Origin of the sequence: Devosia sp. (genome assembly GCF_028290625.1) — a bacterium.
In the GTDB taxonomy this organism is placed as follows: Bacteria; Pseudomonadota; Alphaproteobacteria; order Rhizobiales; family Devosiaceae; genus Devosia.
The window spans coordinates 33638-46772 of sequence record NZ_JAQGJM010000009.1; the positions used below are offsets into that span (position 1 = coordinate 33638).

A 13135-nucleotide genomic window follows, 5' to 3' on the forward strand; every position below is an offset into this window, starting at 1 on the left:
AGCCTCTGTCCTCACGGGTTCATGGCTGTGTGGGCGTCTCCAACGCAGGAGCAGGGGTTGGCGTCGGCACATCGGCCGGCGTCGCCGCCGGACCCAGCAACAGTATCGTCGGCTTCACACTCAATAGCTTGGCCGCCGCCGCCTTGACCTGTTCCAACGTCACCGCGTTGATTAGGGCCGGCCGCTGCGCCACGTAGTCGATGGGCAGATCCACGTCCTGCAAACCCACCAGCGTATTGGCGATGGCCACCGAGGAGCTCATACTGTTGATGGCATAGGAGCCGATGATATACTTCTTCGCCGAAGCCAGCTCGGCTTCGGTCGGACCGTCCTTGGCGAGGCCGGCGATTACGTCCTGGATGACCTTGAGGGTTTCGCCGGCGCGGTCGGCGCGGGTCGCGGTGCCGATGACCAGGGAATCGGCATGGTCGGAATTCTGCAGCGACGAGCTGACCCCATAGGTCAGGCCGCGCTTTTCGCGCACTTCGGCGAACAGGCGCGAGGAGAAATCGCCGCCGCCCAGGATGTAGTTCATCACATAGGCCGCGAAGAAATCCGGGTCGGCGCGCTGCACGCCCGGATAGGCCATGTAGATCGTGGTCTGCGGCAGGTTGTAGGTGATGCCGACGTCCTGGCCCAGCTTGGGCACGATATCGGGGACCGGCGTCAGGGCCGCCTCTGCGGGCAGGTCACCGAACACCTGGTCGAGACGAGTCTTGAGGGTTTCGGCATCGATGGCGCCCACGACGCCGATATGCAGGTTGGAGCGGGCGAACATGGCCCTGTGGAAGGCGCGCAGATCGGCGGCGGTGACTGTCGTTAGCCCCGCGATGGTGCCGTCGTTGGTGCGCGAATAGGGGTGGTCGCCATAGAGCGTCTTGGCCCATTGCTCATTGGCCGCGGTTTCGGGCCGCTGCGCATTGGCCATGATGCCGGAGACGATCTGGCTGCGCATCCGGTCGATCGGGTTCTGGTCGAAGCGCGGGCTTTCGACAGACATCTTGAGCAGGCCAAAGGCTTCCGGCTGCTGGTCGGCCAGCATGCGCATGGAGCCATGGACGGCGTCCTGGTCGGCGGAAAAGCTCATTTCCGCGCCCGCGTCATCCAGCTTGATCTGGAACGTGTCGCTGTCGAGGTCACCGGCGCCCTCGTCGAACAGGCTGGTCATCAGGTTGGCCAGGCCCTCCTTGCCGACGGGGTCCTGCGAGGTGCCGCCCGAAAACGAAAAGCGGATGGTGACGATGGGGACGGAATAATCCTCCACCAGCCAGGCATGGATGCCCTTGGGGGAGGTGACGTCCTGGAACACCACTTCGGCCTGCGCCGGCACTATGGCGAACAAGGTCAGCGCCGCGACGACGAGGGTGGAGATGAAACGAACGGCCATGGCTATTTGCCCTCGGTGGCGGGCGGCAACAGGTAACTGGTGACCGCGACGGATGGATCGAGATAGCGCTGGGCGACGGCCTGAACCTGCTCGGCGGTGACCGCGCGAATGCGGTCCGGCCATTCGGCGATGTCCTCGACAGTGCCGCCGGTGGCGAGTTCGCGGCCATAGAGATTGGCCATGTCGGCCTGCTCGTCGCGGGCGAAAACCAGGCTGCGGACATAGCGCGTCTTGGCGCTGTCGAGCTCCTTTTCGGTCACGCCGTCCTTGATCACCGAGGCGATCTGGGCATTGACCGCGGCCTCGACGCTGGCGACGGTGTTGTCGCCCTGCGGCACGCCATAAACCGTGAAGGTACTGGGATCATAGGCGCCTGAATCATAGCCCGCGCCGGCCGCCGAAGCGATGTCGCCCTTGACCACGACCTGCTGGTACAGCCGGCTCCGCGTGCCGCCGCCCAGGATTTCGGACAGCAAATCAAGCGCCTCGGCCTCGCCGGGCCGGGCATTGCGATAGGTGGGAACCACCCAGGAGGTCGAATAGCTTGGTACGCCGACGCGCGCATCGTTCATGGTGACGGTGCGGCGGGTATTGTGCTCGGGCTCGGACGGACGCACGCGTGGCGGCAGGTCGGGGCCGCGCGGCACCAGGCCATAGGTGGTTTTCGCCAGCGCCAGTACGGCCTCGGGCTCGACATCGCCAGCCACCACCAGCACCGCATTATTGGGCGCGTAATAGCGGTCATAAAAGGCGGTCGCGTCGACGCGGTTGAGCTGTTCCATCTCGTGCAGCCAGCCGATCACCGGGATGCGATAGGGATGGTTCTGGAACAGCGTGGCCTGCGTCTCTTCCTGCAGCAGGGACCGGGGGCTGCTCTCGATGCGCGACCGGCGCTCCTCGAGCACCACGTCGCGCTCGGCCCCGATGACGTCTTCGGTGAGGATCAGGCCGCGCATCCGGTCGGCCTCGAAGCTCATCATGGTGGGCAAGGCATCGGGCGGCACGGTCTGGAAAAAGGCGGTGTAGTCATTGGCGGTGAAGGCGTTCTGGTTGCCGCCGATTTCGCTGACCACCCGGTCGAATTCGCCGGCCGGGTGCGCCTTGGTGCCCTTGAACATCAGATGCTCGAAGAAATGGGCGATGCCGGATTTGCCCGGTGGCTCGTCGGCGCTGCCGATCTTGTACCACACCATATGGGTGACGATGGGCGAGCGGTGATCGGGAATGACCACGATTTCGAGGCCATTATCGAGCACGTAATGCTCCACGACCGCCTCGTTGGCGGCGGTCGTGGGGGCTTCCGCCCGGGCGGGCAGGCTCAGCGCTGCAATCGACAGCGCCAAGGCACATGCACGCACCAATCCAGTCATCGACACCATCAGACGCTCCAGGCTTACCCGCCGACGATGGCGATGGGTTTGCCTTGTAGAGGGCAATGTGGGGTCAAGTCGAGCCGCCGGCGTGGCGGTATGCGAGCAATTCTATGGCATTACCGGGTAGGCGACATAGGCGAAGCGCGTGCTGTCGGGGGCCCAGGAATTGACATTGATGGTGCCCTGGCCGCCAAAAAAGCTGACCAGCGTGCGCTGATCGGAGCCATCGGGGTTCATCATGCGCAGCAGCACATCCTTGTCGGCGGGGTGGCCGAGCGTGCCGGTGGGGAAGCTGATGAAGGCGACCTGCTTGCCGTCGGGCGACAGGTGCGGGAACCAGTTGACCAGGTTGTCGAAGGTCAACTGTTCCTGTCCGCTGCCATCGGCGTTCATGCGGAAAATCTGGGCATGGCCGGGCTGGCTCGCGGCGAGTTCGGAGTTGAAATAGACCCAGCGGCCATCGGGCGAATATTCCGGGCCGTCATTGGGCACCGACACGTCGGTGAGGCGGGTATCGGCGCCACCGGCCGCGGGAATCGTGAAGATGTTGACGCGGCGGTCGGGGCCTTTGCCCTCGATGGCAACGTAGGACAGCGTTTTGCCGTCGGGCGAGATGCCGTGCAGGTAATAATGGAATGGGGTGTCGTGCGTGTTGGAGACGCGGCGCGGGGTGCCGCCGGCGAAGGGCACGGCATAGAGGTGGCCGTCGTCGGAGCTGACATAGATGGTGGAACCATCCGGCGCTAGGACGTGGTCATTGTTCAGGTCGGCCAGGCGGCCGGTGTCGATCGGGGTCACTTCGCCGCCGGTCGGGGCGATGCGGAACAGCTTGCCGCCGGCGTTGAACACCAGGGCGGTGCCGTCCGCAGTCCAGTTCGGGGCCTCGATGATTTCATCGGCGGTGAGGATGATGGACGCGTTGCCGTGGATGTCGATAACGGTCAGTTCGGAGCGCTGACCGGCCGACAAAGTGCGACCGCGGCGGGGAAAGGTGAAGGTCAAGATGGAACGCCTTGTAGTTGTATGAACGTTAATCCAGCGTAACCGATGGTTCTCGATGACGCTAGTGGCACCGCGCAAGTTGTGCCCAGCGGCAATTGCCCAGACGCATTGCCCCGAAGGGCGGCTTGGCCTACATACGGGGCAAATCCTGTTCCCGTTATCGAGGTTTGCAAGCCGATGGCTCGCCAATTCATCTACCACATGAGCGGAATGTCCAAAGCCTATGCCGGTGGCAAGAAGGTGTTGGACAATATCCACCTGTCCTTCTACCCCGACGCCAAGATCGGCGTGCTGGGCCCGAACGGCTCGGGTAAATCGACGCTGCTCAAGATAATGGCCGGGATCGATACCGAATTCACCGGCGAAGCCTGGCTCGCCCAGGGCGCCAAGCTTGGTTACCTGAGCCAGGAGCCCGAGCTGGATCCGGCGCTGAACGTGCTCGGCAATGTCATGACCGGGGTCAAGGAAAAGAAGGCCGTCATCGATCGTTACAACGAGCTGATGATGGACTATTCCGACGAGACCGCCGACGAAGCATCCAAGCTGCAGGACAAGATCGACGCGGAAAACCTGTGGGATCTCGAATCGCAGGTCGAAGTGGCGATGGAAGCCCTGGGCTGCCCGCCCGGCGATGCCGACGTCACCAAGCTATCGGGTGGCGAACGCCGCCGTGTGGCGCTTTGCGCGCTGTTGCTGAGCAAGCCCGACCTGCTGCTGCTCGACGAACCCACCAACCATCTCGATGCGGAAACCACCGCCTGGCTCGAACGCCATTTGCGTGAGTTCGAAGGCGCCGTACTGATCATCACCCATGATCGGTACTTCCTCGACAACGTGACGGGCTGGATTCTCGAGCTCGACCGCGGCAAGGGTGTGCCTTACGAGGGCAATTATTCCGCCTACCTGACTGCCAAGGCCAAGCGCTTTGCGCAGGAGAAATCCGAAGATCAGGCCCGTGCAAAAGTGCTGGAGCGCGAGCGCGAGTGGATGGGGCAGTCGCCGCAGGCGCGCCAGACCAAGTCCAAGGCCCGCCTCAAGTCCTACGAGGAACTGGTCAAGATCAACGAGGCGCGTACGCAGTCCTCGACCGCCCAGATCATCATTCCGGCTGGCGAACGGCTGGGCAATAACGTCATCGATATCGAAGGGCTGTCCAAGTCCTATGGCGATCGGCTGCTGATCGACAACCTGACCTTCAAGCTGCCCCCCGGCGGCATCGTGGGCATTATCGGAGCCAACGGCGCGGGCAAAACCACGCTGTTCCGCATGCTGACCGGCCAGGAGACGCCTGATTCCGGCACCGTGACCATCGCCGACAGCGTCCACATGGGCTATGTCGACCAGAGCCGCGACAGCCTCAATCCCAATAAGACCGTCTGGGAGGAAATCTCCGAGGGTGATGAAGTGCTGATGCTGGGCAAGCGCGAGGTGAACTCCCGTGCGTATACCTCGTCGTTCAACTTCAAGGGCGGCGACCAGCAGCAGAAGGTCGGCAACCTGTCGGGCGGGCAGCGCAACCGCGTGCATCTCGCCAAGATGCTCAAGAGCGGCTCCAACGTGCTGCTCCTCGATGAGCCCACCAACGATCTGGACACCGAAACCCTCGCCGCGCTCGAAGAGGCGCTGGAGGAATTCGCCGGCTGCGCCGTGATCATCAGCCATGATCGCATGTTCCTCGACCGGCTGGCGACCCACATGCTGGCCTTCGAAGGCAACAGCCATGTCGAATGGTTCGAAGGCAACTTCGCCGACTACGAAGCCGACAAAGTCCGCCGCCTCGGCGCCGATGCGGTGAACCCCAAGCGCGCGACGTATAAGCCGCTGACGCGGTAGGATCGGGTGACCTTAGACCAGCCCAAGTATGATGAGCTAACGTACGAAGATCGATACGTTGCGTTTGTCGATATCTTGGGCTGGAGCGCTGCGGTAATGGGTAACCCTACTCAGGATTCACGCCATCTTGGTTGGCTGATAGGCCTGCTGCAAACCGTGGGACAACAGGCAGCGGCATACGGTTCGTTCTGGGACACGATATCGCTGGGCGTTTCGGGTCCCGATATGTCTGGCAAAATCCAGGCAACGCAGTTTTCGGATTGTATTGTACTTTCTGCTCTGGCGTCGTCGGAACAGTCCACTGGGCTTTTGACGACCTTTCTCGATCAACTGTGCCTAGTTGCCTGCCTGAGCGGGTTTCTGCTCCGCGGCGGGATAACCCGGGGCCCCATATATCATCGCGAGGGCATGGTTTACGGGCCGGCGATGATTACCGCCTATAAAATTGAGCGAGATATCGCAGTCTACCCGCGAATAGTGTTGGATGAGGCAGTTGAGGCCGAGTTTCAGCATGGCAGCTTGTTGAAGGAGGGGAGCGAGCCTTATGGTTTTCGAAGGTCGTGGCGCAAAGATTTCGATGGCCGATTTTTTCTGGACTACATGCAGCCGTTCGGGGCGACCGAAATTTATCCAGCGTCCGGTCGTCCGGCCTGGCGCCCAAATATCAACTACTTTTCCAATTACAAATATGTCATCTGCAAGGGAATGTACGATGCATCGGGCGATAGTCGCGTTATGGAAAAGTATCTGTGGGCGCGTGACTATTTTGCGCTTATTTCCGGTGAGTATCCTGAGATAGCGATGCCGATCATTGGGTTGGAACGTGATGGGCGGCTTTGGGGATATGCCAAAGATGAATGGCCATCGCCTGGGTAGCCTCCGCCGTTGAATTTCTCACTGTCTTCTTGATTGGCCTTTATCTGTGAGTCTAGTTGGTTGTAGCTACTCCAAAGCGCGACGTACAAGCCGCTGACGCGGTAGATGTGGGCCGGACGGCAAGTCCGGCCTTTTTTCTGGGAGGATGGAATGCGTTTGCTACTGGGTGTTGTCGCGGTTGCCGCGATGATAGCGGCACCGGCCTTCGCCAAAGATGCCGATTGCTACACCACGGATGATGGGGATTATCCGTGCAATTTCGAGAGCCTCGACGCCGCGGGAAGCTTTGAGATTTCGGCGCCCGGCAAGCCGACATTTCAGGTTTGGATCGACCGGCCGGGTGAGGCCAGCGTTGGCGCAGTATTTGAGGCCGGTGGGCGTTCGGTGCCATTGCCGGGGACTTATGATCGCTCCGAAGAAGATGGCGCGTGCTGGGTGAGCCGCGAGACGGAAGCGGAACTCTGCGCGTGGTAGCGACGCCTTTTTCGGTAGCCGTGCGGGGCGCAACATTGGCGGGCATCGCGGCGGGCGAGGGCCTGCCGGTGGTGTTCTTGCATGCCGGGGTCTGCGACAAGCGGATGTGGCAGAGCCAGATGGACGAGGTCGCCGAGGAGGGCTGGGAGGCGATTGCCTACGACCGGCGCGGCTATGGCGAGACGGCTTCGGAGGACGTGGCGTTCAACCACGTCGACGATCTGGTGGCGGTTCTGGCAGCGCGCGATATCCATGCGGCGGTGTTTGTGGGCTGCTCGATGGGTGGCGGCCTGGCGGTGGATTTCGCCTTGCGCTATCCGGGCCGCGTGCTGGGGCTGGTGCTGATCGGCACGTCGATCACCGGGGCCCCGTGGGAAGTCAGTGAGATCGAGCGGCAGCTAGAAATGGCCGAGGAAGATGCGTTCGAGCGCGGCGATCTCGACATGCTCAACAAGGTGCAGGCGCATGAATGGCTCGATGGGCCACGCGCGGCGAATGGGCGGGTCGGCGGGACAGCGCGGACGCTGTTCCTCGACATGAATGAGGTGGCTTTGCGCAAGCCCGCACTCACCAAGGAAGAGCCGCGAGCGGATGCCTACCAGCGGATGGACGCGATCAATGCGCCGACGCTGTTGATGGTGGGCGACCAGGATTTCAACTACCTGATCGAGCGGCACGATCATTTGTCCGAAGAAATGCCCAACGCGTTTGCGGTGGTGCTGGAAGATGTCGCGCATATTCCGAGTATCGAGCGCCCCGATCGGGTCAATCCACTGCTGCTGCAGTTTCTGGATGCGATCAGCGGTGACGTGGATGATGGGGATGACGAGGATTGATCTGGTAACGGCTTGGCTCTCCTGCACCTCTCCCTTCGGGGGAGAGGTCGGCGCGTAGCGACGGGTGAGGGGGCCTTCCCCAAACACCGCACCCAGTAGAGGCCCCCTCACCCGACCCAAGAGGGTCGACCTCTCCCCCAAAGGGAGAGGTGTAGGAGGCAGACGTCGGACTGAGGTCTTGAATCAACATCTTCCGAATCTGAATCAACCGCTTGGCGGCATGATTCACCTTCGGCTTCTAACCCCTTGAGATTAAACGCTCAAAATCCCGTCCAGATGCTTGTCCAATTGCGGCGTCGGCAAATTGGTGAGATCCTTGTCCAGTTCGGCGACCACGGTCTTTTTCACGCCGGCGCTGATGGCCTTGCGGATATCGCCCAACGCAATCGGCGAGGCCGCGATAACCAAGCGGTCATAGGCGCCCTTCTGCTGCGCGCGGTCGAGCATGTCGGCGAGGGATTTGACGAACTGGGTCTCGCGGTATTCGACCGGATCGGTCTTGCGCTCCATGCCGCTGCGGGCTGAGCCGCTGGACGAGTGACCACGGCCGGGGCGGTCCGACATGATGTCCTGCGCCTGCAGCGGATCGATCGCGAAGTCCAGCCCATCGACCTGAGTGAGGCCTTTGCCGGGGCCGTTATGTTGCAGCACGCGGGCCTGGGCGCCATCGGCGATCAATACCCAAGTGACGGTCTTCTTCATGGCAATTGCTCCTGTTGGTCTGAATAGTACCAACGTGCCGACAGGCAAAAGGTTGGCCCCGGTCATCAAAATGGGGCGGGTTGCGATCACAAAGCTTCATTGGCGAGGCGCCGTCGCGGCTGCTATCAGGGGCCCTTACGGCGCCGTCCGGGCGCGGAGCTTTTTCATGTCCCTGCCAGAATCGGCGCCTGCCACGCTCGCCCCGGCGCCAGCCCCCATCATCGATGCCAAGGATGCCGCCAACGGCGTGGTGGCGGCGCTCGTCGCCTATCTGCTGTGGGGGTTTCTGCCGCTGCTGCTGCATCCCCTGAGTGAGGCAGGTGCCGTCCTCGTCGTGGCCGAACGGACGGTCTATTCGCTGATCCTGCTGGCGATCGTGTTGGCCATCACCGGCAAGTTCGGCGAGGTCCGTGCCTTCCTGCGCGACGGTCGCAAGGTGCGCGTGCTGGCCCTTTCATCGGTGCTGCTGGCGGGCAATTGGCTGCTCTATGTCTATGCGGTCGACGCCAACGAGTTGCTGCAGGCCAGTTTCGGCTATTTCATCAATCCGCTGGTCAATATCGCCATCGGCATGGTGTTCCTGGGCGAGCGGCAGAACAAGTGGCAGACCGTATCTATCGGCATTGCGGTGATCGCCATCGGCATCCAGGCCGCGGCCTTGGGCAGTGTGCCGTATATCTCGCTGGGGCTGGCGATATCGTTCGGACTTTACGGCTATTTCCGCAAGACCGCGATGCTGGGGCCGGCGACGGGCCTGTTCGCCGAAACGCTGATGATCGCGCCGGTGGCACTGGCCTATATCGGCTATAATCTGGTGACGGTCGGGGTCGGCGTGCACAGCGATCCGACCATGCTGCTGCTGCTGGTGCTGACCGGTCCGGCGACGGCGGTGCCGCTGTTGCTTTTTGCCTTCGCGGTGCAGCGGTTGCGGCTGACCACGATCGGCATGTTTCAATACCTGGCGCCCTCGATCCAGTTCCTCATAGCGGTGTTTCTGTTCCACGAGGAAATGAACGCCACGCGCCTAGTGAGCTTTGCCCTGATCTGGCTATCGCTGATGGTGTTCAGTTGGGACAGTTTTCGCCGGCGGCCGAGGGCTGTTGCGGCGTAGGGGTACTATTTTTCCACACCCACGATCCTTCCCGCGGACTTGATCCGCGGGCCTCTCGCCGCATGTGCCGGATTGAGAGTGGCCCGCGGATCAAGTCCGCGGGAAGGGCGGTGGGTGGGAGAGACGGTGCTAACTGGATCGTCGTTCGAAGGCGGTCAATCAGCCGGTGAGTCCGCCCCCAACTCCACCAGCGCCTTCTCCGTTTCAGCGCGTTCGCTTTCGCCAATCTCCAGAGCCAGGATCTGCCGATATCGCTCCACGGCCCGTTCCGTGCGGCCAGCAGCTTGCTGGATTTGCGCCAGCAGCAGGGTCGCAGCCGGATTGGCAGGGTCCGCATCCGCGAACGGTGTCAAGCCATCGACCGCCTGAGCATAGCGCTTGAGCGTGAACAGCACGTGGGCGCGGGCCATGGCGTAGTCGAGGTTCTCCGACGCCAGCGCGACAACACGGTTGTACTGTTCGGCGGCCTTGTCGAGCACATCGCGCTCCACCAGGATTTCCGCCAGCGCCAGATGCGCCTCGACGCTGCTGGGATCGTAATCGGCCCAGTCCTTGAACAGGCGTTCGGCCGCCGCGAGATCGCCATCGGCCCGGTAGGAGCCGCCCAACAGGCGCAAGGCATCGGCGTGGCCGGGATCGAGATTGAGCGCCTCGGTCAGGTGCCGCACGGCGTCGTCGCGGCGGTCGATGGCGAGCTCCTGCTCGCCGGCACGGGCGAGCAGGCCGGGATCGAGCGGATCAATCTCCGACGCGGCCAGCAGTTCGTTGAGCGCATGTGCCCGGTTGCCCGCCAGCAACGCCACCTCGGCACGGGCCGAATGAAGCGCCACCGTCGAGGGATCACGAGCCGTAGCAGCGTCCAGCGCCGCGGCGGCACCTGGCAGGTCGCCGCTGGCGGCAAGGGCGCGTCCGAGGCCGATGCGGGCGATGTTGAAGCTGTCGTCCAGCGCCAGCGCGGCACGGTATTCGCTGATAGCGCCCTCCGCATCGCCGCCATTGCGCGCGATATCGCCGAGCAGGTTATACGCCCATTTGGCATCGGGCCCGTTGCTGAGCGCGAGGCGGCGGGCGCGGCTGGCGGCGCCCTGTGGATCGGTGACCGAGCGGGCGGCGATGGCCACCATTGGGTCGAGTACATCGAAAATGCCTGCAGCGGCGTCGCGGAAATAATCGGGTTCGGACTCGGTGCCGATGGGCGGCAGGTCGATGATTTCCGCGCTGCCTCGCATCACCCGCAGGCGGAGCCGGAGGCCGGATGTGGCGCAATCGGCGGTCTCGCAGATGATCTCACCGGCAATGTGCGTCTCGTAAGCGCCGAAGAACTGGCGGACCTGCTTGAAGATCGAATCCACGGAAACGCCGGTATCGGGCAGCGAGAACTCCACCAATTGGCTATCGGGAATGGCGATGATGGTGGCGCGCGCAATGCTGGCGGTCTTGGCGAAATCCTGTAGTCCGTCCCAGAGCCGGTTGGCGACCACATCGGCATTGAGACCGCGATCGGTCAGCGCCAGCGGCACGGCAATGGGCTCGATGACCACGGCATTGCGCGAGAACTGGCTGGCGACCGCCGGGATCAGCAGCAGCACGGCGGCGAAGAAGCCGATATTGATGAACACGGTGCGCAGCGTGCTCGACATCGCCTCGATGCCGGGAAGGGAAAGATTCCGCACGGGGGCGGTGGTCTCGCTCATAGCGGCACCCCCATGCGTGGGCCGTCGGGGGATGTCAGCTTGGGAACGGCTGGTTCGGCCGGCACGTCGGTGGCGGGCTTGGCTGTGGCAGTGTCGAGGCCATCGAGGATGTCGATGAAGTTGACGGCCATGTCATGGTAATTGGTGCCGCTGGTGTCGAGCTCCAGCACGCGCTGGAAATCGGCGCGAGCGGCAGCGTTATTGCCGGTCAGCGCCAGCGAGGTGCCGCGCGAGAAGATCGGCGCGGCCTTGTAGGGATCGAGTTCGATGGCCCGGTTCAGCCGAACCACCGCATCGGCCTGGCGGTCGAGAGCCTGCAACATATTGGCCGACTGATAGAGGATGTCGGGATTGTCGGGGGTGATGGCCAGCGCACGGTCGAAGGCCGCGAGGGCCTCGGCGTGGCGGTCGAGAAAGGTCAGGGCGGCGCCGTGCAGCCCCTGCACTTCAGCACTGGTCGGCTCATAATCGGCGGCGGCGCCCACCAGGGCCTCGGCCTTGACGACGTCGCCGGTACTTAGCGCCTCGGTGAACAGCGGTTGGAGCGCCAGCGGGTAAGCGGGGTCGATCTGCAAAGCGCGGATGAAATACCCGTTGGCCACCTCCTCGTTGCCGCGGCTGGCCTCGATCTCGCCCATGCGCGCCAGGTAATGCGGGCTATTGGGATCGACAGCGAACGCCTTCTGCAAGTCGGCGATAGCCTCATCCGGCTTGCCGGCGGCGGCCGCGAGTTCGGCATAGCCTTCCAGCACATTGGGATTGCTGGGCTCCACCTTGCCGATGGCGTCATATTCAGCGCGGGCGGCGACGGGGTCGCCCAACCGGCTCAGCGTGATGGCCACATTGGCGCGGGCGATGATGAAATTGGGGTCCAGCGCCACGGCGGCGCGGTATTCCGCCAAAGCGGGGCGATAGTCCTTCGCCACCGAGCGCAGGTTGCCGATCAGGTTATAGGCCCATTTGGCGTCGGGATGATGCTGGCGGATCAAGCGTCGGGCGAGGGCGGTGGCCCGGACCGGCTCGGTCCCGGAAATGGCCGAAACGGCGACGAACGGGTCGAGCACTGACAACACCTGGATGGCGGCCGCAGTGAAATACTCGCGCAGGCTCTGGTTGCCGATCGGGGGCATGTCGATGACGTCGCTGCTGCCGCGCAGCACCCGCAGGCGCAGGCGCATGTCGGCCGGTACGCACGCCACGTCGGCGCAGACGAATTCGCCGGAAATACGGGTCTGGTAGATGTTGAAGAACTGCCGGGTCTGGCGAACGATGGAATCCATCGACAGGCCCACTTCGGGCACCGAAAACTGCACGCGCTGGCTATCGGGAATGGCCGAGACGGTCGCCTTGGAGGTGCGGGCGGCGGCATTGGCATCGCGCAGCCCATCCCATAACCGACTGGCGACGACTTCGGGCGTGAGGCCGCGCTCTAATATTGCATCGGGCACGGAGATCGGTTCGATCAGCACCTGATCGCGCAGGAACTGACTGGCCAGCACCGGAATGAAAATCAGGACCGCCAGCACGAAGCCGATATTGAGAATGACCTTGCGCAGGTGGGTGGAGCCGGCCTCCAGCGTCGGCAGGTGGACGCGCGGCACCTTGCGTCGGGGCAGGGCAGTCTCGGCAGGCGGCTCGACAGCGACGGCCGCGGGTTTAGGTGCAGCGCGGCGGCGCGGGGCGCGAACGGGCTTGTCCGCCGGCGCGGCGGCGGTCGCGGGATCGCTGGCGGTCGATTTGGCGGGCTGACGCGCCATGGGCAAACTCCGGGCCGATGGCGAAGTTCTAGTGCGGAATTTAAGGAGAGGGAATGGGAGCGCCGACGGTTTCCCGTGCCCCCTGCGCAG

At 63.3% G+C, this 13135-nt stretch carries 11 protein-coding genes; 5 read left to right on the forward strand and 6 right to left on the reverse strand.

The window, feature by feature from the left end; all coding sequences use genetic code 11:
• Positions 1-19 precede the first annotated feature (19 nt).
• The 3 genes from JWR51_RS03850 to JWR51_RS03860 form a co-directional block, all read right to left on the reverse strand.
• Positions 20-1387 carry a pitrilysin family protein gene (locus JWR51_RS03850; protein ID WP_299743920.1) on the reverse strand — a complete coding sequence of 456 codons (1368 nt, stop codon included), beginning with the start codon at positions 1385-1387 and terminating at the stop codon, positions 20-22.
• A gap of 2 nt (positions 1388-1389) precedes the next feature.
• Positions 1390-2766, reverse strand: coding sequence for a pitrilysin family protein (locus JWR51_RS03855; RefSeq protein ID WP_299743923.1), 1377 nt, complete (start codon positions 2764-2766; stop codon positions 1390-1392).
• 102 nt (positions 2767-2868) lie between these two features.
• On the reverse strand, positions 2869-3762 hold the full coding sequence (locus tag JWR51_RS03860; RefSeq protein ID WP_299743925.1) for a biopolymer transporter Tol: 894 nt from the start codon (positions 3760-3762) through the stop codon (positions 2869-2871).
• Positions 3763-3939: 177 nt separating this feature from the next.
• Between JWR51_RS03860 and ettA the strand changes: the two genes are divergently transcribed.
• The 4 genes from ettA to JWR51_RS03880 all read left to right on the forward strand — a co-directional run bounded on the left by ettA (position 3940) and on the right by JWR51_RS03880 (position 7781).
• Positions 3940-5595: an energy-dependent translational throttle protein EttA gene (gene ettA, locus JWR51_RS03865; RefSeq protein ID WP_299743928.1), complete on the forward strand. Its 1656-nt coding sequence runs from the start codon at positions 3940-3942 to the stop codon at positions 5593-5595.
• A 96-nt stretch (positions 5596-5691) separates the two neighbouring features.
• Positions 5692-6471, forward strand: coding sequence for a hypothetical protein (locus JWR51_RS03870; protein WP_299743930.1), 780 nt, complete (start codon positions 5692-5694; stop codon positions 6469-6471).
• 150 nt (positions 6472-6621) lie between these two features.
• A complete protein-coding gene (locus tag JWR51_RS03875) occupies positions 6622-6945 on the forward strand; it encodes a hypothetical protein (protein ID WP_299743933.1) in 324 nt (107 codons plus the stop codon).
• Positions 6939-7781: an alpha/beta hydrolase gene (locus JWR51_RS03880; protein WP_299743935.1), complete on the forward strand. Its 843-nt coding sequence runs from the start codon at positions 6939-6941 to the stop codon at positions 7779-7781. Before JWR51_RS03875 ends, JWR51_RS03880 begins: the two co-directional genes overlap by 7 nt.
• Before the next feature lie 252 nt (positions 7782-8033).
• Here the strand turns inward: JWR51_RS03880 and JWR51_RS03885 are convergent, their stop codons facing one another.
• Positions 8034-8483 carry a host attachment protein gene (locus tag JWR51_RS03885; protein WP_299743938.1) on the reverse strand — a complete coding sequence of 150 codons (450 nt, stop codon included), beginning with the start codon at positions 8481-8483 and terminating at the stop codon, positions 8034-8036.
• 166 nt (positions 8484-8649) lie between these two features.
• On the opposite strand from JWR51_RS03885, the gene rarD reads away from it, so the two are divergent.
• On the forward strand, positions 8650-9594 hold the full coding sequence (gene rarD, locus JWR51_RS03890) for an EamA family transporter RarD (RefSeq protein ID WP_299743941.1): 945 nt from the start codon (positions 8650-8652) through the stop codon (positions 9592-9594).
• Between the two features lie 155 nt (positions 9595-9749).
• On the opposite strand, the gene JWR51_RS03895 is transcribed toward rarD, so the two are convergent.
• The gene (locus JWR51_RS03895; RefSeq protein WP_299743944.1) at positions 9750-11288 is read right to left on the reverse strand and encodes a tetratricopeptide repeat protein; all 1539 of its coding nucleotides are present in this window, start codon (positions 11286-11288) and stop codon (positions 9750-9752) included.
• Entirely contained in the window at positions 11285-13045 is a 1761-nt protein-coding gene (locus JWR51_RS03900; RefSeq protein WP_299743947.1) for a tetratricopeptide repeat protein, read from the reverse strand. The genes JWR51_RS03895 and JWR51_RS03900 overlap by 4 nt, the downstream gene beginning before the upstream one ends.
• Positions 13046-13135: the final 90 nt, after the last annotated feature.

Coding starts and splice junctions, on each gene's coding strand:
- JWR51_RS03895 (WP_299743944.1), bottom strand. CDS start 11,288: ATGAGCGAGACCACCGCCCCCGTGCGGAATCTTTCCCTTCCCGGCATC.
- JWR51_RS03885 (WP_299743938.1), bottom strand. CDS start 8,483: ATGAAGAAGACCGTCACTTGGGTATTGATCGCCGATGGCGCCCAGGCC.
- JWR51_RS03855 (WP_299743923.1), bottom strand. CDS start 2,766: ATGGTGTCGATGACTGGATTGGTGCGTGCATGTGCCTTGGCGCTGTCG.
- JWR51_RS03870 (WP_299743930.1), top strand. CDS start 5,692: ATGGGTAACCCTACTCAGGATTCACGCCATCTTGGTTGGCTGATAGGC.
- JWR51_RS03850 (WP_299743920.1), bottom strand. CDS start 1,387: ATGGCCGTTCGTTTCATCTCCACCCTCGTCGTCGCGGCGCTGACCTTG.
- JWR51_RS03900 (WP_299743947.1), bottom strand. CDS start 13,045: ATGGCGCGTCAGCCCGCCAAATCGACCGCCAGCGATCCCGCGACCGCC.
- rarD (WP_299743941.1), top strand. CDS start 8,650: ATGTCCCTGCCAGAATCGGCGCCTGCCACGCTCGCCCCGGCGCCAGCC.
- JWR51_RS03875 (WP_299743933.1), top strand. CDS start 6,622: ATGCGTTTGCTACTGGGTGTTGTCGCGGTTGCCGCGATGATAGCGGCA.
- ettA (WP_299743928.1), top strand. CDS start 3,940: ATGGCTCGCCAATTCATCTACCACATGAGCGGAATGTCCAAAGCCTAT.